Here is a 22,137-nt window from a genome sequence, read left to right on the forward strand (position 1 = left end):
GACGCCGTCATGATCACGACCCACCGGAGGGACGGAGGCCGGCGTGAACCGTCCCGAGCGTGAGGCCGCCGTACGGCGGATCATGGAGCAGGCGCCACCGCCGGTCCCGCCCGACCTGTACACCGAGGTCGTACGCCGCGGGAGCCGCGTGCTGCGCCGCCAGACCGCGGCCCGGCGGCTGCTGTGGCTGCTGCTGTTCGCCGCAGCCGTGGCCTTCACCGTGTGGGCGCTGAGCGCGCGCCCGTGGATGGAGCCGCCGTCCCAGACGACTCCACCCGTCACCAGCTGGTGAACCGCGTCACCGGCCGGTGACGCGGTTCACGCGACTAGCCGAGGGCCTGCTGCAGGTCCTCGAGGAGGTCGTCGACGTTCTCGATGCCCACGGAGAGGCGTACGAGGTCGGAGGGGACTTCCAGGGCCGAACCGGCCACGGAGGCGTGGGTCATACGGCCGGGGTGCTCCAGGAGCGACTCGACGCCGCCCAGGGACTCGCCGAGCGTGAACACCTTGGCGCGGTTGCAGGCCTCGACGGCCGCCTCCTCGCCGCCCGCGACCTGGAAGGAGACCATGCCGCCGAACGCCTTCATCTGCTTGGCGGCGATCTCGTGACCGGGGTGCTCCGGCAGACCCGGGTACAGGACGCGCGTCACGCGCGGGTGCCGGCTCAGCATGTCGGCGATCTTCGTGGCGTTCTCGCTGTGCCGGTCCATGCGCACCGCGAGGGTCTTGGTGCCGCGCAGCACCAGCCAGGAGTCGAAGGGCCCGGCGACCGCGCCCATCGCGTTCTGGTGGTAGGCCAGCTCCTCGCCCAGCCCCTGGTCGGAGACGATCAGGGCGCCGCCGACGACGTCCGAGTGGCCGCCCATGTACTTGGTCAGGGAGTGCACGACGACGTCCGCACCGAGCGAGAGCGGCTGCTGGAGGTAGGGCGTCGCGAAGGTGTTGTCGACGACGAGCTTCGCACCGGCGTCGTGGGCGATCTGAGCGACCGCGGCGATGTCGGTGATGCCGAGCAGCGGGTTGGAGGGGGTCTCCACCCAGACGGCCTTGGTCTTCGGGGTGATCGCGTCCCGCACGGATGCCGGGTCGCTGGTGTCGGCCACGGACCACTCCACGCCCCAGCGCGTGGCGACCTTCGCGAAGAGACGGAACGTGCCGCCGTACGCGTCGTTCGGGATGACCACGTGGTCACCCGGGCTGAGCAGCGTGCGCAGCAACGTGTCCTCGGCCGCGAGGCCGGACGCGAACGCGAGGCCGCGGCGGCCGCCCTCGAGGGCGGCGAGGTTCTCTTCCAGGGCGGTCCTGGTCGGGTTCGCGCTGCGGCTGTACTCGTAGCCGCCGCGCAGACCGCCGACGCCGTCCTGCTTGTAGGTCGAGACCTGGTAGATCGGCGGGACGACCGCGCCCGTGAGGGGATCGGCGGTGTTGCCCGCGTGGATCGCAAGTGTCTCGAAATGCTGACTGATGTGGCTGTCGCTCATGGACACCGAGCGTAATGCGCTCGCGGGGCTGGTGGGCGCCGATGGGGCGTACGCCGGTTGTCCGCAGCGGCACGCCTCCGTCTCCCACAGCGGCAAGACCCGGTTTTCCACAGGCACACGCGCCGGTTTTTCCACAGGCCGCCGGGCAGGTTGGCCAATTGTCGGCGGCGTCTGGTTCGCTTGTCCCATGGCGATTCTCTGGGTCCTGATGGCACTGCTCATGCTGAGCCTCGTGCTGCTTCCCTACCTGCGGCGCAGGCGCGGAATGATCGAGCGGGTCTCGCCGGAGCACCCGGACGCCGCGGACCCGGCGAACTACGGCTTCGTGCGCGAGGAGCAGCTGGACATCCGGATGCCCGGCCCCGACGAGGACCTGCTGGACGTTCTGGAACTGGTGCAGCGCACGCAGGACTACCGGGCGGCGGCACAGCTGCTGGCCGGCACCGAGGCGGAGGGCGAGACGCGCTGGCAGCGCGTGCAGGCCTTCGCGGGTGCGGCCGCGCTGGAGCTGCTGCAGCGGCCGGGCGGGGTCAGCGAGATACCGGGCGGTCAGTGGCTGCGGGTCTGGCGGGCCGAGGAGCCCAAGGACGCGGGCGGCGCGGCGGTGCACGCGGAGTTCCTGGCGCAGCAGGCGTGGCGTACGTCGACACCGGGCACGGACGACTTCCGGATCATCATGGAGGAGGCCAGGGAGACCTGCGGGCAGGCGGCGCTGCTGGCTCCCGGTGACCCGGTTCCGTACCTCATCGAGCTGTCGGTGGCGCGCGGACTGGCGTATCCGCAGCCGGAGTTCGAGAAGCTCTGGCTGAAGATCCTGGACCGCGCCCCGCACCACATGGGCGCGCATCTCGCCGCGCTGCACTACTGGTGCGAGAAGTGGCACGGCTCGCGCGAGCTGGCGTACTCCTTCGCGGAGGCCGCGGCGGCCCGCGCCCCGCAGGGCTCCCTCCTGGCCGCGATGCCCCTCTTCGCGGTCTTCGAGCACCTTCCCGAGGTGAACCTGGTCCGCGGCTTCTACCAGAGCGAGGTCGTCACCAGGGCGATCCACGGAGCGCTCCACGCGGTGCACTCCGCGCGCGCCGACGACCCGATGCTCGCGCACGTGCGCCATCTGCTGCTTTTCTTCCTGGTGCGCGCCGAGCGCTGGGCGGAGGCCATGGACCAGCTGATCCACATCGACGGCCACGTGGGCGCCCTTCCCTGGACCCTGTCCGCCGACCCCGCCGCGGAGTTCGCCGTCTACCGCGCCCTGGCGGTGGCGGGCTACGAGGCGAACGGCGGCAGCCCGGCGACGCTGCTCGGCTGACGGCAGCAGCCCGGACCGGGGCGCGCTCGGCGGCGAGGACGTCGTCCGAGTGCCGCATCCGCATCCGCACCGCCGGAGACCGACAGCGAGGCCCCCTTCATCTTCGCCGTACGGCGAAGACGGAGACCGTCGGCGGGCCGGCCTCCGCCTTGTGCCGGACCGCCTCGCGGTCAGCCCTCCGCGCGGGCGGGCAGCCGCCATCCCGGGCGCGGGAAGTGGCAGGTGTAGCCGTCCGGGTAACGCTGCAGGTAGTCCTGGTGCTCGGGCTCGGCCTCCCAGAAGGGGCCGACCGGCTCCACCTCGGTGACGACCTTGCCGGGCCACAGTCCGGAGGCGTCCACATCCGCGATCGTGTCCTCGGCGATCCGCTTCTGCTCGTCGTCCACGTAGTAGATCGCCGAGCGGTAGCTGAGGCCGATGTCGTTGCCCTGGCGGTTCTTGGTGCTCGGGTCGTGGATCTGGAAGAAGAACTCCAGGAGCGCGCGGAAGTCGGTCTTCGCAGGGTCGAAAAGGATCTCAATGGCCTCCGCGTGCGTGCCGTGGTTGCGGTACGTCGCGTTGGGCACGTCACCCCCGGTGTATCCGACCCGGGTCGCCGTCACGCCCGGGAGTCGGCGGATCAGCTCCTCCATCCCCCAGAAGCATCCGCCTGCCAGCACGGCCCTTTGTGTCTGCGCAGCCATTACGGCCCCTCCAATTTCTGTCAGCTCGGCGACTCGGGCTACTCGGCTCGCACTCCACCGGCATCCGATGCCCACTGTCCTCAACGCACGAGGGTTCCAGGCGATTCCATGCCTGCTCAACCCGCCCCTGCGGTCGACGACCCCCGGCCACCACGAGGAGCGCACCCGTACGAGACAAGCAGCGCCTCACGGGGAGAACTCGGCCCAGATGGTCTTGCCTCTCGGCGTGTAGCGGGTGCCCCAGCGTTCCGCGATCTGGGCGATCATGAACAGGCCGCGTCCGCCCTCGTCCGTGTCGGCGGCATGCCGCAGGTGGGGTGAGGTGCTGCTGGCGTCGGAGACCTCGCAGATGAGGGTGCGGCCCCGGATGAGGCGCAGTTGGATGGGGGCGCGGCCGTAGCGGATGGCATTGGTGACCAGTTCGCTGGTGACCAGCTCCGCTTCGAACGCGGCCTCGTCGAGTCCCCAGGCCTGCACCTGGCGCGTGGCGAGGGTACGGCTCTCCGCGACGACGGCGGGGTCGTCCTGCAGGTCCCAGGAGGCGAAGCTGTCCTCCCCCAGTACGCGGGTGCGGGCGAGCAGCAGGATGGCGTCGTCCTCGGGGGTGTGGGCGGGCTGCAGCGCGGTGACGGCGGCGTCGATGACCTCGTCCAGCGGGCGTCCGCGAGTGCTGAGGGCCTCGCGCAGCCGCTCCAGCCCGACGGTGAGATCGCCGCGGTAGCCGTCTGTCAGCCCGTTGGTGAACAGGGCGAGGATGCTGCCTTCGGCGAGTTCCGCGTCGGCGGTCTCGAAGGGGAGGCCTCCCAGGCCCAGTGGCGGTCCCACGTTCAGGTCGAGGCTCGGCGCCTTCCCTCCGGGGTCGACGATCACCGGCGGCAAGTGGCCGGCGCTGGCCACGGTGCACTGCCGGGAAACGGGGTCGTAGATCGCGTACAGGCAGGTGGTTCCGATCTCCTCGGCCAGGTCGTCGGGGTCCGGCTGTCCGCTCCCGGCTCGGGAGACCATGTCGTCGAGCTGGCTGAGCAGTTCGTCGGGGGGCACGTCGAGCTGGGCCAGCGTGTGGACCGCCAGGCGCAGCCGTCCCGCACCGGCGACGGCTTGGACGCCACGGCCCGGGACGTCGCCGACGACCAGTGCCACACGGGCGCCGGACAGGGAGATCACGTCGAACCAGTCTCCGGCGATGCCCGCGTGCGCTCGGGCAGGCAGGTAGCGGCAGACGGCCTCGACGGCGGTCTGCTCTGGCAGCGATCCTTGCAGCATGCGCCGCTGCAGCGTCAGAGCGGCGTTGTGCTCGCGGGTGTAGAGGCGGGCGTTGTCCAGGCAGACCGCGGCACGGGCGGCGAGTTCCTCGGCGATGACGAGATCGTCGTGGTCGAAGGCGTCGGGGTTCTGCCAGCGATAGAAGTGGACCACTCCCAGGGTGACGTCCCGCGCGCGCAGCGGCACGATGACGACGGAGTGGATCCCGGCGGCGCACATCTTGTCACGACGCACGGGGTCGTGGGCCAGCCATTCCTCGGTGTTCTCCAGCGTCGGCAGCAGGACGGATTTTCCGGTTGCCATGCACTGGGCCTGCGGCGATTCCGGCGGGAAGGTGATCAGTTCGCCGACCGGGTAACTCGCCTCGGGGGCGTCGGCGACGACGGAACGGATGGCCGCGCGGCGCAGCAGGGCACCGGTGCCGACCGGCCCGGGAATGTACTCCTCACCGCGTGCGATGCCCTCCAGCAGGTCGACCGCGATGTAGTCGGCCACGCAGGGGATCGCGACCTCGGTCAGTTCCTCGGCCGTGCGCGTCACATCCAGGGTCGTGCCGATACGCTCGCTGGCCTCGTCCAGCAGCAGGAGGCGCTCACGGTTGCGCTGCTCGTCGCTGATGTCCAGGACGGAGGAGGCCACACCCAGGGTCCGGCCGGTCCGGTCGGTCAGCCGGAAGGCTGAAATCGCCCACACGTGTTCATGGTCGGGGTCGGCCGGTGTACGGCCGCGGTGCTCGGTGGTCACCGGAAGACCGGTCTCCAGTACGGTGCGCAGCCTGGCCTCCGTGGCAGCGGAATCGGGGGCCGGAAACTGCTCGGCCATACGCTGCCCGAGCGTCTCGCTGCGCGGAACGCCGTGGATCTCCTCCAGGGCCGCGTTGAGAGCGATGTAACGCAAGTCGGCATCCAGGACGGCCAGGCCGATCGGCCCCTGGCTGAACAGCCCGTCCACGACCGCGCCTTCCACATTCCGCCAGCGCAGATCGTCGACCGTGGTCAGCAGGGCGATCCAGCCCTGCCTCCCGGATGCGTCGCGCAGCGGGCAGCCCCACACCCCCAGGCACACCTCGCGCCCCGCCCGGTGCCGCAGGGCCAGCACGCACGTCGCCCCTGCCCTGGCGACGGTGCGCTCCAAAACCGACTGTACGGTCGCCCGCTCGTCCGCGGAGGCCAGCAGCCGCTCGGCGGGCATGCCCACCGCCTCGTCGGCGGAATATCCCAGCAGGTGCTGCGCCGCACCGGCCCATGCCGAGATCACGCCCTCGGCGTCCACCCCCACCAATCCGATCGTCCGGTACGCAGAGAACAGGCTGTCGCACTCACCCCCGTCTGCCAGTACGTCCACGCCTCCAATCTCCCAGGAAATCCCCGCCACCGCGTCCGCACGGGCCTGGGTCGGTACGCGTTCTTGCCTGCGTCAGCGCAAGCGATCGAGAAGTGGGCTTCGGCACGCCGGTTCGTCCGGGTCCGGCGGCGCGCAGACATCGCCCCGCCCTCCGGCTCACCCCCCGCTCCCGTACGGCCGCGTGAGGATTTCCATTCGGTGGCCGTCCGGGTCGTCGAAGTAGGCGCCGCGGCCGCCGTCGTTCCTGTTGATCTCGCCGGGACGGCTGCCGTACGGGTCCGCCCAGTAGGTCAGCCCCGCCTCCGTGATGCGCGCGAAGATCGTGTCGAAGTCGTCTTCCGACACCAGGAACGCGTAGTGCTGCGGGGCGATGGTGTCGGACGTCTCCATGTAGTCCAGGGTCACGCCGTTCGGTATCTGGACGGGGACGAACGGCCCGTACTCCGGGCTTACTTCGAGCCCCAGGATGTCGGCGAGGAATGCGGCCGAGGCGTGCTTGTCGTGCGCGGCGACGATGGTGTGGTTCAGATTCACAGTCATCGTGTGCACCTCCTCGTCCCCAACGTACTGCGGCCCCCACCGAGGGCGAGTTTTCCCTGGTGAGAGCCGCAGAGGCATGGCTGCCGGGAGGGGTCAGATCGTCGCCGTGTCGATCACGAAGCGGTAGCGGACGTCGCTGCCCAGCACCCGCTCGTACGCCTCGTTGATCTGGTCCGCGCGGATCAGCTCGATCTCGGCGCCCAGGCCGTGCTCGGCGCAGAAGTCCAGCATCTCCTGGGTCTCCGGGATGCCGCCGATGCCGGAGCTGCTCAGGCTGCGGCGGTTGCCGAAGACCGAGGAGAGCAGGACCGGGACGGGCTCCTCGGGGATGCCCACGTTGACCAGCGCGCCGTCCGTGCGCAGCAGCGACAGGTAGGCGTCGAAGTCGAGCGGGGCCGAGACCGTGTTGAGGATCAGGTCGAAGGTGCCCGCGAGCTCCTCGAAGGTCTTCGGGTCGCTGGTGGCGTAGTAGTGGTCCGCGCCCAGGCGCAGGCCGTCGTCCTTCTTGCGCAGCGACTGCGACAGCACCGTCACCTCGGCGCCGAGCGCGTGCGCGATCTTGACGCCCATGTGGCCGAGACCGCCGAGACCGACGACGGCGACCTTCTTGCCGGGGCCGGCGTTCCAGTGCTTGAGCGGGGAGTACGTCGTGATGCCGGCGCAGAGCAGCGGAGCGGCCACGTCCAGGCCGAGGCCGTCGGGGATGCCGACGACGTAGTTCTCGTCGACCACGACGTTCTGCGAGTAGCCGCCGTAGGTCGGCTCGCCGTCCTTGCCGACGGCGTTGTACGTCCAGACGGGGCCGCCGGCCGAGCAGTACTGCTGCAGGCCCGCCTTGCAGTTGTCGCACTCACGGCAGGAGTCGACCATGCAGCCCACGCCCACGCGGTCGCCGACGGCGAACTTGGTGACGCCGGGGCCGACCTCGGTGACGACGCCCGCGATCTCGTGGCCGGGCACCATCGGGAAGATCGCCGTACCCCAGCCCTCGCGGGCCTGGTGGATGTCGGAGTGGCAGATGCCGGCGTACTTGATGTCGATCAGGACGTCGAACTCGCCGACCTCGCGCCGTTCGATGGTGGTCCGCTCCAGTGGGGCCTTCGCGGCGGGCGCGGCATACGCAGCAACAGTGGTCATGCCCGGGTTCTCCTAGCAGGGGTTCCGTGCCCGGCAGCCGTTCGACCGGGTACGCGATCCAGAGTGCCTCATGAAAAGGCCGCCACCCAGACCACCCCTCTGCCTACGTCCGCTGGTCCTACCACTGGCGGGGTCAGGTTCCTGTGCGTACGACCGTGAATACTGGACGTATGGACATACGCCCTGAATCCGCTGCCCGGTCCCTGGACCGGCGCGCCGAGCTCAGCGAGTTCCTGCGCAGCAGGCGGGCCCGGCTGAAGCCCGAGGACGTGGGGCTGCCGGACTTCGGGCGGCACCGCCGGGTACCCGGGCTGCGCCGCGAGGAGCTGGCGCAGCTGGCCGGGGTGTCCGTGGCGTACTACACGCGCCTGGAGCAGGGCAACGGGCGGAACGTGTCGGCGGAGGTCCTGGACTCGATCGCGAGGGCCCTCAGGCTGACGGACGCCGAGCACGCGCACCTGACACACCTGGCCCGGCCCAAGCAGCACAAGAAGCGGCCGGCGGGACGGACGCTTCAGGTCAGGACGTCGCTGCGGCAGCTGCTCGACTCGATGGACGGCGTACCGGCGTATGTCGTGGGGCGGCGGTCGGAGATCCTCGCCTGGAACCGGATGGCGGCGGCGCTCTTCGGTGACTGGGGGGAGCTGCCGGTCGCGGAGCGCAACTGGGCGCGGCTGGTGTTCCTGCGGCCCGACTACCGCGACCTTTTCCTCGACTGGGAGCAGAAGGCGATCGACATCGTCTGCGCCCTGCGCATGGACGCGGGCTGCTATCCCGACGACCCGCGCCTGTCCGCACTCGTCGGCGAACTGTCCGTGAAGAGCCCGGACTTCCGGCGGCTGTGGGCGACCCACGACGTCAAGGAGAAGAGCCACGGCGTCAAACGACTGCGCCACCCGCTGGTCGGCGAACTGTCCCTGAACTACGAGACGCTCAAGCTGGCCGACGACGCCGACCAGGGACTGGTGGTCTACCACGCGGAGCCGGGCTCCGCCTCGGCGGAGGGGCTGCGGCTGCTGGCCAGTTGGGGAGCGGACGCGGCGCGGAGCGTACGGTCCGCGTGACGGTGACCCCAGACGATCGTCCAGCCGGACAGCTGAGTGAGCACCATACACAGTGAGGGGCACGCCGGAGGCGCTCCGGCATGCCCCTCAACCGTCGACTACTTGCCGTAGTACGCGTTGTAGATGGAGATCGTCGACTTGTTGCCCTGCTTGTCGGCGATCTTGGCGTGGAAGGAGATGGCCTTCCCCCTCGCCGGGTTCCGCACCGTGATCCGGCCCTGCTTGATCTCGGCCTTCTTCCAGGTCTGGCCGTAGTCGTACGACACCCAGACCGCCAGGGACTGCAGGTTGCCGCCCGCGGCGGCGCCCTCGACGGTGACCGGGAACGTGGTCATCTTGCCGGCCGGTACGCGGCTGTCCAGGCCGGTCCTGGCGTTGAAGCGGGCGGTGGAGGCCGGGAGCTTGGTCGGGGCCGTCGGCCGCTTCGAGTGGAAGGTCCAGCTCGCGTCGATCCGGGTGGAGGCGGCGGCGACCTTGACCGTGCGTATGACCGAGGTGGTCAGCTTGTACTCGGCGTCACCGGTCGGCACCTTGAAGGGCTCCTCGCCGAACAGCGGGTCCTGGTTGGAGCCCACCTTGGTGCCGTTGCGGTACAGGGTCGTGGCCACCGAGGTGAAGTCCGACGAACCGGCGTGCTTGTTGGCGTCGGAGAACAGCGGGATGAAACCGGAGATCTCGTTGCCGTCGCGGAACAGGCCGAAGTCGGCGTTGAGGTGCGGGCCGAAGACCGCCGTGTTGAACGTCTTCGAGTACGTCGTGCCGGCCTTGAAGGACTGCGGCGCGCCCAGTGTGTAGAAGGCGTCGGAGATCGGGAAGCCGTCCTGGTCGACCCCGCTGTCCTGCTCGAAGTCGAGCCCCCACTTCACCCCGCCCTGTGTCGACAGGTGCAGCGTGCGGGTGCCGGGGAGCGGCTGCGGGACGCCGATGGAGGAGGAGCCGAGGGCGCCGGGCTGCCAGCCGACCGCGCTCACCGAACCGGTCTTGCCGGGCGCGGCCGCGCCCATGTTGACCTTCACCGTGGCCAGGTCGCCGGCCCTGTAGTGCCGGGTGTAGCCGGTGGCGAACCGGGTGACCTCGGCGGCGGCGGTGGTGTCGAACTCCTCCTTGCCGCCCTTGGTCCAGTGCCCGTCCCACTGCTGGGAGAGCGAGCCGTCGGTGATCTCGGGGCCGAGGTGGGCGGTGTGCAGGTTCGCGTACGAGTTCAGCAGCATCCCGAAGTCGTAGGTGTCGTGGCCCACCGCGATGTCGTAGGCCCCCACGGCGAACATCGGCTGGGCCGCGGCGTCCGGCACGGTGATGTCCACCGGCTTGGCCTTGCGGGCGTCCAGCGTGATCGTCTGGTTCTTGGTGATGCTCAGCTTCGGCTGCGCGATCCAGTCGGTGCCCTTGGCGCCGTCCATCGGGTCCGCGTAGAGCGCGGAGTTGAGGATGTACGTGCCCTTGGGCGCGCGCACCTTCACCGTGCCGGAGGGGTCGTACGGGGTGAACCACGCGCCGTTCGCCAGGCCCGCGACGCCGGCCAGGTCGGCCTCGTAGTACGGGGCCGGCTTGCCGTCCCGGCCGATGAACTTCAGCGTGACGTCGTACGACTCGGCCTCGCGCTGCACCGCCGCCGCCGCACGCACGCTCTGCCCGTCGCCGGTCGCGGTGACGTACGCGAAGTAGGCGCCGTCGAGGGTGCCGCCCAGCCGGGTGTCGGCGGTCAGGCCGACGGAGGCCTTGCCGCCCGCCGGGACCGTCAGGGTCGTCGCGTCGAGCTTGAAGAGGCCCGTGGGAGCCGGCTGGCCCTTGGGGCCGGTGGCGTTGGTGGCGAGGGTGAGCGTGACGTCCTTGGTGCCGAGGTTGCGGTACGTCAGCTGCTTGGTGACCGGCTGGTCGTCGCTGTGCGGCCACTGCTGGGTGCCGAAGCTCAGCGACACCGGGTCGGCGACCACGGACTGGCCGATGGCCCTGTCGACCTGGATACGGCCCGAACCCTGCTGGAACGGCGTGTAGTTGCCGCCCTTGGCGGAGCCGGTCAGAGCGCCCTTCAGCACGGCGTAGCCCCAGTCGGGGTGTTCCTGCTTCAGGATCGCGGCGGCGCCGGCGACATGCGGGGTCGCCATCGACGTACCCGAGATGGTCAGGTAGCCGGGCGGGTTCTCGCCGACCTCCTGGTCGATGACGCTGCCCGGGGCCGCGGCGGCGGTGATGTCCACGCCGGGCGCGGTGACGTCCGGCTTGATGGCGCCGTCGCCGACGCGCGGGCCGGTGGAGGAGAAGTCGGCGAGCCGGTCGCCTCCGTCGACGGCGCCGACGGTGAGCGCGGCGTCGGCGCTGCCCGGCGAACCGAGCGACTCGGGGCCCTCGTTGCCCGCCGCGATGGCGAACAGGACGCCCTTCTCGGCGGAGAGCTTGTCGACCTCGGCTTCGAGCGGGTCGATCTCCGGGGTGTCGTAGCCGCCCAGGCTCAGGTTGACGACGTCGGCGCCCTCCTGGGCCGCCCACTCCATGCCGGCGAGGATGCCGGAGTCGTCGCCGAAGCCGGTGTCGTCCAGGACCTTGCCGTTGAGGATCTTGGCGTCGGGGGCGACGCCCTTGTACTTGCCGCCGGACGCGACACCCGTGCCGGCCGCGATGGACGCGACGTGCGTGCCGTGGCCGAAGTGGTCGGTGGCGTCGGCGGCGGTGGTGAAGTTCCGGGACTCGATCACCTGGTCCTTGAGGTCCGGGTGGTTCGTGTCGACACCGGTGTCCAGGACGGCGATCTTCACGCCCTTGCCGGTGTAGCCGGCCGCCCATGCCGTCGGGGCGCCGATCTGCGGCACGGACGTGTCGAGGCTGGCCTTGCGGACGCCGTCGAGCCAGACGTGCGCGATGCCGGAGGCGGCGTTGCCGTCGTGGGTGACCGCGTCCCACAGCTCGGGCGTGTCCTTGACCGGGGTCTGCACCGCGTCGGCGTTGAGGGCCTTGAGGCTGCGGCGCAGGGTGCCGGAGTCGCGGACGTCGGCCTTCGCGGTCGCGGCCGCGCCCCGGTAGCCGACGATGACCTTCAGGCCGTGCTTCTGCGCCCTGCGGGTGGTAGCCCGGTTCAGCTCGGTGACGTCGAACAGCCGCCGGTCCAGCTTGCCGGAGGCGACCATGCGGGCGGCGTCGGCCGGGATGACGAGGGTGTGCCCGTCGGCCTTCCTGACCTGGACGGGTATGTGCTCACGCCCCTTGGCCCGCTCCAGCCCGACGACCCTCCCCTTGGCGTCGACGACGACCCGGTCGCCGGTGATCAGGGTGACGCGGTGCCGGGCGGTGAACGACGCGGCGGCCTGGGCGCGCTGCTCGGGTTTCGCCGACGCGGGGCTGGTCATACCCGCTGCGAGGGCGACGGCTGCGGCCGTCGCGACGGTGGCCGCAGCCGCTCTTTTCACTTGTCTTCGCAAGACTCTCCCCCTGGAGATGAAGTACCGGACGAATTCCCCGTTCGCCCGGCCGGGGGCACTTTCGCACATCTGCACGCCAACCCCCCGGATCACGAAGTATGCCGGGGGGTGAACAGCGGTTCAATAGGGTTGCGGGGGAAGTGAGTTGGCCGACGCGTCAGGGGCCCGCGCTCTCCCGCACCGTGATCCGTCCCCTGCGGATGCCCCGGAAGGCGCGGCCGCTGGTGATCTTGGAAGAGGTCGGCGTGCCGAGCGCTGTCCGGGTGATGTCGGTGCCGAAGACGGCGCACTGGTTGATGTCGAACTCGGCGCGGCCGCCCTTGACTTCACCCCCCGGCCCCCCGCGCCCGCCCCCCAAAACGCCGATGCCGCCCCCGAGGGAGGGGCGGCATCGATCGGTGGTCGGGGAGCGTCAGACGGCCGAACCGGCCTTCCACTGCGCCCAGTCCATGTTCCAGCCGTTGAAGCCGTTGTCGGGCGAGACGGTCTTGTCGCCCGTGTGGGAGACGACCACGACGTCACCGACCATCGAGTGGTTGAAGAACCACGCGGCCGGCGTGCTCGGGTCCTTCGCGCCCTTCTTGTCCTGCAGGCCCACACAGCCGTGGCTGGTGTTCACGTTGCCGAAGACACCCGGGCCGCCCCAGTAGTTGCCGTGGATGAACGTGCCGGAGCTGGTGAGGCGGATGGCGTGCGGCACGTCCTTGATGTCGTACTCGCCCTTGCCGTCGTCGTCGGTGAAGCCCACGGTCGCGCCGTTCATGCGCGTCTCCTTGAACTTCTCGGCCATCACCATCTGGCCCTGGTACGTCTTGTGCTCCGGGGAGCCGGCGGAGATCGGGATGGTCTTGACGACCTTGCCGTCCTGCGTCACCCGCATCTGCTTGCTCTTCGCATCCACGTACGAGACCTGGTTGCGGGCGATGTGGAAGGTCACCGTCTTCTGCTGCACACCCTGGACGCCGGGGGCACCCTCGACGCCGTCGAGCGCCAGCTTCAGCGTGACGGTGGAGTTCTCCTGCCAGTAGTGCTCCGGACGGCAGTCCATGCGGTTGGCGTTGAACCAGTGGCAGGCGACCTCCTGGCCGCTGCTGGACGTGACCGTGATGCCCTTCTGGACGGCGGCCTTGTTGGTGATCGCCTTGTCGAAGTTGATCGACACGGGCATGCCGACGCCGACGGTGGAACCGTCGTCCGGGGTGAAGTTGCCTATGAAGCTGTTGGCCGGGGAGACCGTGGTGAACGAGCCGTTCTCGTGGGCGACGCGGCCCTTCGAGTCCTTGGCGGCCGCCGCGACCTTGTAGGTGGTGGAGCGCTCCAGCTGCGTGCTGGGCTTCCAGGTCTTCTTGTCGGGGGACAGCGCGCCGGAGACGGTCTTGCCGTCGGCGGACGTCATCGTCACATCCGTGAGCGTGCCCTTGCTGACAGTGACGGAGGCCGAGTTGTTGATCGAGGCGTTGCTCGAGCCGTCCTTGGGCGTGATCGTGATCTGGGCCGCGGAAGTCTTCTGAGCCGCGGCCTCGTCGACCTTGGCCTGCGAACTGTCGCTACCCGAGGCGTCCGCGTTGCCGTCGGAGCAGGCCGAGAGCACCAGCACACCGCCGAGCAGTGCGGACGCGGCCAACAGGCCCTTGCGCCGCTTACTGTCCGTCATCACACGCTTCTCCATCGTTGCCGAATACGCGAAAAACCCCGAGATATCCCGGTTACGAATTTTCAACGTCAAGACCGGTTCGTCCCGTTCCGCATTCCTCGAATGTGTGGGGCACACCACGTCCGCCCGGGACGGGTGGTGCACTGTCGGTCCGTGCGCCCCCTGAGACGACGAAACCCCGGGCGGTGGTTGCCGCCCGGGGTCACGAATTCCCCAGAACGCTCAGCCGATGCCGCCCTCTTCGCCGTCGTCCTCAACATCATCCTCGTCGAGATCCCAGTCCGGCGAATCAGGGTCGTACTCGATCCGCTCGCTGGACCAGGAGGCCTGCTGGAGTTCGACCCCCGGGACGTCACTGATCAGGTCGAAGGGGTCGACGAGATAGGCCAGGGCCTCCGCCGTGTCTTCCGTCACAGTGCTCTCGGCGTGCGCCCGTTCCTCTTCCGGCATCTCCGGATCGGCGGATTCCTCCGCAAGCCGGCGCAGCGCCGCCTTGGTCACCGCGTCCGCGTCGTCCACTTCGAGGACCAGCTCCACCTGAAGCCGTACAAAACGTGTTGTCTCTGGAGTGCTCATGACCGGAGCGTACGGCTGAAACCTACCGTGACTTTCCTGTGACCCGCGCCTTTCACTAACATCGCCTCACACGGCCAATTCGCCAGCGTCACAAGGGGATCGATATTCCGTGTCATCCGCGCGCCGCCCGTTGCTGACCGCCACCGCCGCGGGCACCGTCCTGTGCGCCCTGTGGTTCGTCCCGTCCGCCAACGCGACCCAGGACGACCCGGCCGGGGCGGCGTCCCCGGCTGCTCCAGCGGCGCAGGTGACCCAGCAGGCCAGAGCGATGTCCCAGGTCACCGCCGAGACGGCCGAGAACACCACGGCCACGGGGACCACCGAGATCACCGGGGACGGCACGCGCCTCGCCGACACCGGAAGCTTCGACACCACGCCGTACGTCCTCGGCGGCACGCTCTTCCTCTGCCTGGGCGCGGGGTTCGTGGCGTATTCGGTACGGCGAGAGCGGCTGGACTTCTGAACCGGGCCGCCCCGCCGCCTACTTGAGCCCCCGCCGAGAGGTCCGGGGCCCCTGGGTCGGGGCCCCGGAGCGGCTCACCGCAACGGGCCGGTGACGGTCTCGGCCGCCGCGACGAGCCCGCCATCACGGACGAAGGCGTCGGCGGCGGCCAGATCGGGCGCCAGGAAGCGGTCCGGTCCCGGACCCTGTACGCCCGCGGCCCGTACGGCCTCGATGACGGCCCGCGAGGCGGGCGCCGGGTCGAGGCCCTCGCGCAGCTCGATGGCGCGGGTGGCGGCGTACAGCTCGATGGCGATGATCCGGGTGAGGTTGTCGACGGCGGTGCGCAGCTTGCGCGCGGCCGACCAGCCCATCGAGACGTGGTCCTCCTGCATGGCGGAGGAGGGGATGGAGTCCGCGGACGCCGGTACGGCGAGCCGCTTCATCTCACTGACCAGGGCCGCCTGCGTGTACTGGGCGATCATCAGCCCGGAGTCCACGCCGGCGTCGTCCGCGAGGAACGGCGGCAGGCCGTGGCTGCGGTTCTTGTCGAGCAGGCGGTCGGTGCGCCGCTCGGCGATGGAGCCGAGGTCGGCGGCGGCGATGGCGACGAAGTCGAGCACGTAGGCGACCGGAGCGCCGTGGAAGTTGCCGTTCGACTCCACTCGGCCGTCGGGCAGGACGACGGGGTTGTCGACGGCGGCGGCGAGCTCGCGCTCCGCGACCAGGCGGGCGTGCGCGAGGGTGTCCCGGCCGGCGCCCGCGACCTGCGGGGCGCAGCGCACGGAATACGCGTCCTGGACGCGCGGCGCGTCGTCCTGGTGGTGCCCGGTGAGGCCCGAACCCTTCAGCACCGCCAGCATGTTGCCGGCCGCGGCGGCCTGGCCGGGGTGCGGCCGGATGGCGTGCAGTCCGGGCGCGAGCACCTTGTCCGTGCCGAGCAGCGCCTCCAGGCTGAGGGCGGCGGTGACGTCGGCGGACTTGTAGAGGGTGTCGAGGTCGGCGAGAGCCATGACCAGCATGCCGAGCATGCCGTCGGTGCCGTTGAGGAGGGCGAGCCCCTCCTTCTCGCGCAGCTCGACCGGCGTGATGTTGTGCTCGGCGAGGAGTTCACCGGCGGGGCGCACGACCCCGTCGGGGCCCTCGGCGTCGCCCTCTCCCATCAGGGTCAGCGCGCAGTGCGACAGCGGGGCGAGGTCGCCGGAGCAGCCGAGGGAGCCGTACTCGTGCACGACCGGGGTGATCCCGGCGTTGAGCACGTCGGCCATGGTCTGGGCGACCTCCGGCCGCACGCCGGTGCGCCCCGAGCAGACGGTCTTCAGCCGCAGGAACATCAGCGCCCGCACGACCTCCCGCTCGACCCTCGGTCCCATGCCGGCGGCGTGCGAGCGGACGATGTTGCGCTGCAGCTGGGCACGGAGTTCCGGGCTGATGTGCCGGGTCGCCAGGGCGCCGAATCCGGTGCTGACGCCGTAGACCGGCTCCGGCTTGGCCGCCAGCGCGTCCACGATCTCCCGGGCCGCCGCGAGGGCCGCGACCGCCTCCGCCGACAGCTCGACGCGAGCGCCGCCGCGCGCCACGGCGAGGACGTCGGACGCGGTGACGTCGGACGTCCCCACCACCACAGAGTGCATATTCATATTCAGGAGCGTACGCATTGAAAGTCACGATGTCACTAGTGGGGGACGGGTTCGCCCCTTACTCCCAGGGGCATGCACCACCCCCTCATGGCCACGCGGCGCCTCACGGTCTGCGGCCGCGGAAGCGGCGGCGTTCCGCCGGAACCTGCGGCGACGGGGTGTCCGCGAGGCGTACGACCGGATCGTCCGGGCCCTCCCGGCCCGCGACCACCGGCCGGTCCGCGCGGACCGCCTTGGCCTGGTACTGCGCCGCGTCGGCGAGCCGGAACAGACGGCGGGCGGAGCGGACGGGACCGATGGCATCGTCGGTCGACGCGACCCCGCAGGCGACCCCCTCCCCCAGCTCCAACTCCGCGGCGCGGCGACACAGTTCGTCCGCCGCCTTGACCACGTCGTCGGCCGTGGCCCCCTCCACGAGCAGACAGAACTCGTCGCCGCCGAGACGCGCCGCAAGGGCGCCCGGCAGCATCGCCCCGCACAGCGACAGCACGGAGCCGAAGCGCTCCAGGAGCCGGTCGCCGACCGCGTGCCCCTGGCTGTCGTTGACCTGCTTGAGCCCGTTGAGGTCGCAGACGACGAGGCTGACCCCCACACCCTCGGTGCGGTGCCGCTCGATGGCCTCGTCGAGGCGCATGTCGACGGCGCGGCGATTGGCGAGCCCGGTGAGCGCGTCGGTGTACGCGAGCCGCTGCGCCTCCTCCAGCCGCTCGCTCTGCGCGATGCCCGCGGCCACGACCGCCGCGAGCACGGTGGCGAAGTCGGCGTCGGCCCGGCCGAAGACCGGCGCCCCGGTCGCGCGCGCGACGTACAACTCGCCCCAGGCGCGGCCGTGCAGCACGATCGGGGCGACCACGCAGCAGCCGCGCCCGCGCCGGCGCAGGGCGGCGACGCGCTGGTGGAAGTAGCCGGGACGGCCGGCGGCGAGACCCTCGGCCGTCTCGACCCAGGCGTTGGGGCCGCCGCCACCCACCCACCGCTCGTGCAGGAACTCGGTGATCTCGGGGAACTGGTGCACCGGATAGGCCTCGGCCTCCGGGAACTGCTCCTCGTCCGGGTTGCGCCTCCCCACGTTCACGAGGACCCGCAGCCGCCCGCGCTCCCGCTCCCACACCGACAGCGCGGCGAAGCTCCCGTCCAGCGCCCGGCACGCGCCGAGTGCGGCGGCACGCCATGACTCCGGCGAAGTGCGCGCCGCCGCCATCCCCTGCGCCAACGCCACCACGGCCGCGAGCCGCTCGTCCTCACCCATCACTCCAGGTTAGGTATCTTTTGGGCGATTCGGGGCATTGGGTCGGCCCCGGCCACCCGCGGCCGGGGCACCCATGACCGGGGCGCCCGTACCCGTCACTCTCCCGGCCACTCGGGCTTCCGCTTCTCGTTGAACGCGGCCACCCCCTCCGCGCGGTCTCCCGAGAACGCCACCGACCGCCAGGCCGCGTCCTCGACCTCGAGGCCGGCCGCCAGGTCCAGCCCGTTCCCCAGCCGCAGCGCCCGCTTGGCCGCCCGCAGACCGACCGGGGAGTTGCCGGCGATCCGCTCGGCCAGGGCCAGCGCCTCCGCCCGGTCGCGCCCCTCCTCCACCAGCTGGTCCACCAGCCCCAGCTCACGCGCCTCGGCCGCCTCCAGACGCCGCGCCGAGAAGATCAGTTCGGCCGCCCGCGCCGCACCGACCCGACGGGGCAGCAACTGCGTACCGCCGCCGCCCGGGATGACGCCGACGGAGACCTCGGGCAGCCCCACCACGGCCGTGCCGTCGGCCACGATCAGGTCGCAGGACAGCGCCAGTTCGAAGCCGCCGCCCAGCGCGAAGCCGTGCACGGCGGCGATCGTCGGCATGGGCAGCTCCAGCACCCCGGTGTACGCGCCGCGGGCGACCGGCCGCTGCCGCACCAGCTCCGCGTCGCTGAGGGAGTTGCGCTCCTTGAGGTCGGCCCCGACGCAGAACGCCCGCTCGTGCGACGACGTCACGACGACCACGCGCGCGTCCCGGTCGGCGCCGAGCGCGGTGCACGCGGCCCCGATCGACCGGGCCATCTCCGTCGACACGGCGTTCATGGCCTTGGGCCGGTCCAGCACGAGCTCCGCGACATACCCGTGCCGCCGCACCAGCACGAACTCCCCGAACCGCTCCTCGCTCATGACACCCTCCGGTCGACGCGTTAACGCGGGTTAACTTCTGCCGCCCCGATCATCGCAGCCGAACACGGTCGGCGAAAGTGTCGACCCGGATACCCCCGTTCGAGTGACATACAACCCGAATTACGTCGCACCGCCCACGGCGGCGCATAGCGTGCCCTCCGCCACGGCGCATAGGGGGCGCGCGGCGGGGAGGGGTTGTCATGGGGGATACGAGGGACACGTCCTCGGGCAGTGGCAGTTCCACAGCCGGCTCCACGGACGGTCACGTCGGTGCTGCGGCGTTCCTGCGGCGCGGACGGCATCGCCGGCCCCGGCCCCGCAAGGTCCTGCTCGCCGCCGGAGGGCTCGCGCTGGCCGCCGGTGCGCTGAGCCTCGTACGCGTGGCACCCGAGTCCGGGTCCGGCGCCCCGGGCACCGCGGAGGCCGAACCCCGGCTGGACCACGGCGGCATCACCGACCGGTCGACGAACACGGCCGCGGGCGGCGGTACGGCCCCCGAGGCCCGGCCGTCGGCCACCTCCGTCATGGGCGGGACGAGCGCCACGGCACTGCCCTCCGCCTTCTCCGGCGCCACTACCGCCGTCACGTCCGTCCCCACCACCCTTCCGACCGACGTGGCGACGGCGGTGCCGGGGCGAGCGGGCGGCCCGGCCACGACCGACACCACGTCTCGGGCCCCGGCCCCGCCGACCTCCGCACCGCGGTCGACGCCCGCACCGGCCCCCGCACCGAGCAAAAGCACGGCCACTCCCGCACCGAAGCCGCCCTCGCCGCCGGCGGGCGTGTGTGTGCCGCTCATCGGGCTGTGCGTCGATCCCCTGCACCTTCCCGGTCTGCAGGAACGTTGAGGCAGGACCCGTACGAACGGGAATCGGCGGGACAGGCGAGGAAGCCGTGGGAACGGGGGGTCAGGACTCCCCGTTGCGGCGCGTGAGCAGCCACGGCTCGACCACGCCGAGTCCGCGGACCGGGCGCTGCCACATCGGACGTAGCGCGAAGCGGTACGCGGGCGGCTCCTCGCCCTCCTTCTCCGCTGCGGCCACCGCCTCGGCCGCCTCCGCCTCCGAGGCGGGCGCCTCGCCGCTGCGGATGAGCTCCTCGGCGAACGCGCTGTCGACCAGGACCGAGTCGCGTGGCGCTATCGACGTCAGCCGGGAGGCGAGGTTCACCGTCGTACCGAAGACATCGCCCATGCGGGTCGTGACGGTGCCGAACGCCATGCCCACGCGCAGCTCGGGCATCGTCTCGTCGTGCGCCATGGTCTCGATGAGGCGCAGGGCGACCTCGGCGGCGGTGCCCACGTCGTCGGCGGCGTACAGCACTTCGTCGCCCAGGGTCTTGATGAGCCGGCCACCGCGCGCGGCCACCAGGTCGGCGGCGGTCGTCTCGAAGGCCTCGACGAGTTCGCCGAGTTCCTCCTCCTCCATACGGCGGGTCAGCCGCGTGAACCCGACGAGGTCGGCGAAGCCGACCGCGAGCCGCCGGTCGACCATCTCCTCGTCGTCCGCGGCCTGGACGACCCGGCCGGCCGATGCGGCGAGCTGGCGGCGCCAGACGTAGACGAGGAACTCCTCCAGTTCGGGCAGGAGGAGCTCGACGATGGGGTACGTCACCTCGGTGCGCGTCATGCCCGGCTCGGGCGGCTCGGTCAGCCCCTCCAGGAAGGAGTCGATCTGCCACTCGGCCAGACGGGCCGTGGTCTGCCCCGTGGACCGGGCGACCTGTACGGCCATGGCCTCGCTCAGCAGGCCGGCCTCGACCAGACCGGCGAGGCGGCGCAGCGCGAGCACGTCGGCCTCGGTGAGGGCTTTGGCCTGCCCTATGTCGGCGAAGCCCATGGCCCGCCAGAAACGGGAGGCGAGTTCCATGGAGACGCCGGCGCTGCGAGCCGCCTGGAAGGGGGTGTAACGCCGTTCGGCGCCCAGGATGAGACCTTCGAGGCGCAGGGCGAGCGGGTCCCCCTCGGAGTCGGGGGTGTGGGAGTCCCCCCGCTCGAACGGCGTCGAGGATGGGTGAACGTCCTCCCGGCCCTCCGCGTCCTCGCCGGAGCCCGTGTCGTCGACGGTCACGCCTGCTGCCCTTCCGATCTGCCGCGGCCACGTATCGACCGGCCTCAACTCTACGGCAGGTGTGCGCCAGCTCACTCCGTAAGGTTTGCGGGACACGGGTGTTTGACCTCGGCTTCAGTCACCCGGCGTCGGTGGCACCGTCGTCCGGGGCCGCCGCCACCCGACCCCCGCTCGGCCTGAACGGGCCTCGTCCTCAGCCGGACGGGCCGGTTTTCCTCACGCGGGCCTCAAGTGGACGATGTCGCCCGCGCCCACCGGCTCCTGCATCCCGTCCTCCGTCGCGAGGACCAGCCTGCCGTCGCCGTCGATGGCCACCGCCTCCCCGACGAGCGACCGGTCGCCCGGCAACTCGGCCCGCACGACGCGTCCCAGCGTCGCGCAGCCCGCCGCGTACGTTTCCTGCAGGCCGCTGGCCACCGGGTCGCCCCCGGCCGAGCGCCAGCGTCCGTACCAGTCCTCCAGGGCGCGGAGCACCGCCCGTAGCAACGGGTCACGGTCCGTGGTCACCGCTCCGGCCAGCGCGAGCGATCCGGCCTGGGGGACAGGGAGTTCGTCGGCGCGGAGGGTGACGTTGATACCGACGCCGACGACCACGGCGTCGTCCCCGGCCCGCTCCGCCAGGATGCCCCCGACCTTGCGCTCCTCGTCACCGACGGTTACCAGGACGTCGTTGGGCCACTTGAGTGCCGTGTCGATGCCGGCCGCCCGTGCCAGGCCCGTGGCCACGGCGACCCCGGTGAGCAGCGGGAGCCAGCCCCAGCGCTCCACCGGGACCCCGCTCGGCGTGAGCAGGACGGAGAAGAAGAGGCCCGAGCGGGCCGGAGCCGTCCACTGGCGGTCCAGGCGGCCGCGTCCCGCCGTCTGCTCCTCGGCCACCAGGACCGTGCCCTCGGCGGCCTTGCCCGCCGCGGCCAGGGCCACCAGGTCGCTGTTCGTGGAACCGGTGCGCTGCACCAGCTCCACCTCGGACCACAGTCCGCCCTCCCGCACCAGACCCCGCCGCAACGAGGCGGCGTTGAGAGGCGGGCGGTCGAGGTCGGACCATCGGCTGCTGTTGTCGTCTGAGGCATCTCGCGGCGTCATGCAAGCCACCCTAGGTGTGGTAAACGCCGCACTGCCGATCGGTAGGCGCCGGACTACTCTACGGCTGAGTAACCGTCCCCCCTTTTTTGAGCAGGCAGGGAGCCGCATCCCGATGTCCGAGCCGGAAGAGATCGACATTCACACGACCGCGGGGAAGCTCGCGGATCTCCAGCGCCGTATCCAGGAAGCGACGCACGCCGGGTCGGAACGAGCCGTCGAAAAGCAGCACGCCAAGGGCAAGTTGACGGCCCGTGAACGCATCGAGCTGCTGATGGACGAGGAATCGTTCGTCGAACTCGACGA

Annotated in this window: 20 protein-coding genes; 6 read left to right on the plus strand and 14 right to left on the minus strand. The window is 71.1% G+C overall.

Features of this window, described 5'->3' with window-relative positions:
• Positions 1 to 43: 43 nt before the first annotated feature.
• Positions 44 to 292 carry a hypothetical protein gene (locus ABZ910_RS11830; protein WP_361362205.1) on the plus strand — a complete coding sequence of 83 codons (249 nt, stop codon included), beginning with the start codon at positions 44 to 46 and terminating at the stop codon, positions 290 to 292.
• A 34-nt stretch (positions 293 to 326) separates the two neighbouring features.
• Here the strand turns inward: ABZ910_RS11830 and ABZ910_RS11835 are convergent, their stop codons facing one another.
• Positions 327 to 1,481 (minus strand): cystathionine gamma-synthase, encoded by a 1,155-nt coding sequence (locus tag ABZ910_RS11835; RefSeq protein ID WP_361362208.1) that lies wholly within the window; start codon positions 1,479 to 1,481, stop codon positions 327 to 329.
• Positions 1,482 to 1,668: 187 nt separating this feature from the next.
• Between ABZ910_RS11835 and ABZ910_RS11840 the strand changes: the two genes are divergently transcribed.
• Entirely contained in the window at positions 1,669 to 2,787 is a 1,119-nt protein-coding gene (locus ABZ910_RS11840) for a hypothetical protein (RefSeq protein ID WP_361362211.1), read from the plus strand.
• A gap of 170 nt (positions 2,788 to 2,957) precedes the next feature.
• On the opposite strand, the gene msrA is transcribed toward ABZ910_RS11840, so the two are convergent.
• From msrA to ABZ910_RS11860, 4 genes are all read right to left on the minus strand, one after another.
• Positions 2,958 to 3,470: a peptide-methionine (S)-S-oxide reductase MsrA gene (msrA, locus tag ABZ910_RS11845; protein WP_037683774.1), complete on the minus strand. Its 513-nt coding sequence runs from the start codon at positions 3,468 to 3,470 to the stop codon at positions 2,958 to 2,960.
• 186 nt (positions 3,471 to 3,656) lie between these two features.
• On the minus strand, positions 3,657 to 6,077 hold the full coding sequence (locus ABZ910_RS11850) for a SpoIIE family protein phosphatase (protein WP_361362214.1): 2,421 nt from the start codon (positions 6,075 to 6,077) through the stop codon (positions 3,657 to 3,659).
• Between the two features lie 156 nt (positions 6,078 to 6,233).
• Positions 6,234 to 6,617 (minus strand): VOC family protein, encoded by a 384-nt coding sequence (locus ABZ910_RS11855; RefSeq protein WP_361362217.1) that lies wholly within the window; start codon positions 6,615 to 6,617, stop codon positions 6,234 to 6,236.
• A gap of 93 nt (positions 6,618 to 6,710) precedes the next feature.
• Positions 6,711 to 7,754 (minus strand): NAD(P)-dependent alcohol dehydrogenase, encoded by a 1,044-nt coding sequence (locus ABZ910_RS11860; RefSeq protein ID WP_361362220.1) that lies wholly within the window; start codon positions 7,752 to 7,754, stop codon positions 6,711 to 6,713.
• Positions 7,755 to 7,924: 170 nt separating this feature from the next.
• Between ABZ910_RS11860 and ABZ910_RS11865 the strand changes: the two genes are divergently transcribed.
• Entirely contained in the window at positions 7,925 to 8,818 is an 894-nt protein-coding gene (locus tag ABZ910_RS11865; RefSeq protein WP_361362223.1) for a helix-turn-helix transcriptional regulator, read from the plus strand.
• 98 nt (positions 8,819 to 8,916) lie between these two features.
• On the opposite strand, the gene ABZ910_RS11870 is transcribed toward ABZ910_RS11865, so the two are convergent.
• The 4 genes from ABZ910_RS11870 to ABZ910_RS11885 form a co-directional block, all read right to left on the minus strand.
• Entirely contained in the window at positions 8,917 to 12,159 is a 3,243-nt protein-coding gene (locus tag ABZ910_RS11870) for a S8 family serine peptidase (RefSeq protein ID WP_361362226.1), read from the minus strand.
• Between the two features lie 229 nt (positions 12,160 to 12,388).
• A complete protein-coding gene (locus ABZ910_RS11875; protein WP_361362228.1) occupies positions 12,389 to 12,589 on the minus strand; it encodes a hypothetical protein in 201 nt (66 codons plus the stop codon).
• Between the two features lie 54 nt (positions 12,590 to 12,643).
• Positions 12,644 to 13,885, minus strand: coding sequence for an Ig-like domain-containing protein (locus tag ABZ910_RS11880; RefSeq protein WP_361362231.1), 1,242 nt, complete (start codon positions 13,883 to 13,885; stop codon positions 12,644 to 12,646).
• A 222-nt stretch (positions 13,886 to 14,107) separates the two neighbouring features.
• Complete coding sequence (locus ABZ910_RS11885) at positions 14,108 to 14,461, minus strand: hypothetical protein (protein WP_361362234.1); 354 nt, start codon at positions 14,459 to 14,461, stop codon at positions 14,108 to 14,110.
• Between the two features lie 109 nt (positions 14,462 to 14,570).
• Here ABZ910_RS11885 and ABZ910_RS11890 point away from each other — a divergent pair, with 109 nt between their 5' ends.
• On the plus strand, positions 14,571 to 14,924 hold the full coding sequence (locus ABZ910_RS11890; RefSeq protein WP_361362237.1) for a hypothetical protein: 354 nt from the start codon (positions 14,571 to 14,573) through the stop codon (positions 14,922 to 14,924).
• Positions 14,925 to 14,998: 74 nt separating this feature from the next.
• Here the strand turns inward: ABZ910_RS11890 and hutH are convergent, their stop codons facing one another.
• From hutH to ABZ910_RS11905, 3 genes are all read right to left on the minus strand, one after another.
• Positions 14,999 to 16,537, minus strand: coding sequence for a histidine ammonia-lyase (gene hutH / locus ABZ910_RS11895; RefSeq protein WP_361362294.1), 1,539 nt, complete (start codon positions 16,535 to 16,537; stop codon positions 14,999 to 15,001).
• A gap of 109 nt (positions 16,538 to 16,646) precedes the next feature.
• A complete protein-coding gene (locus ABZ910_RS11900) occupies positions 16,647 to 17,792 on the minus strand; it encodes a GGDEF domain-containing protein (RefSeq protein ID WP_361362239.1) in 1,146 nt (381 codons plus the stop codon).
• 95 nt (positions 17,793 to 17,887) lie between these two features.
• Positions 17,888 to 18,682: an enoyl-CoA hydratase-related protein gene (locus tag ABZ910_RS11905; RefSeq protein ID WP_361362242.1), complete on the minus strand. Its 795-nt coding sequence runs from the start codon at positions 18,680 to 18,682 to the stop codon at positions 17,888 to 17,890.
• A 200-nt stretch (positions 18,683 to 18,882) separates the two neighbouring features.
• Between ABZ910_RS11905 and ABZ910_RS11910 the strand changes: the two genes are divergently transcribed.
• On the plus strand, positions 18,883 to 19,530 hold the full coding sequence (locus ABZ910_RS11910) for a hypothetical protein (RefSeq protein ID WP_361362245.1): 648 nt from the start codon (positions 18,883 to 18,885) through the stop codon (positions 19,528 to 19,530).
• A gap of 60 nt (positions 19,531 to 19,590) precedes the next feature.
• Here ABZ910_RS11910 and ABZ910_RS11915 read toward each other — a convergent pair whose 3' ends face one another.
• The gene (locus ABZ910_RS11915; protein WP_361362248.1) at positions 19,591 to 20,751 is read right to left on the minus strand and encodes an adenylate/guanylate cyclase domain-containing protein; all 1,161 of its coding nucleotides are present in this window, start codon (positions 20,749 to 20,751) and stop codon (positions 19,591 to 19,593) included.
• A gap of 216 nt (positions 20,752 to 20,967) precedes the next feature.
• Positions 20,968 to 21,834: a biotin--[acetyl-CoA-carboxylase] ligase gene (locus tag ABZ910_RS11920; RefSeq protein ID WP_361362250.1), complete on the minus strand. Its 867-nt coding sequence runs from the start codon at positions 21,832 to 21,834 to the stop codon at positions 20,968 to 20,970.
• 112 nt (positions 21,835 to 21,946) lie between these two features.
• On the opposite strand from ABZ910_RS11920, the gene ABZ910_RS11925 reads away from it, so the two are divergent.
• Positions 21,947 to 22,137: carboxyl transferase domain-containing protein (locus ABZ910_RS11925; protein ID WP_361362252.1), on the plus strand; the 191-nt coding region annotated here is incomplete at its 3' end.

The organism is Streptomyces sp. NPDC046805, assembly GCF_040645355.1.
GTDB lineage: Bacteria > Actinomycetota > Actinomycetes > Streptomycetales > Streptomycetaceae > Streptomyces.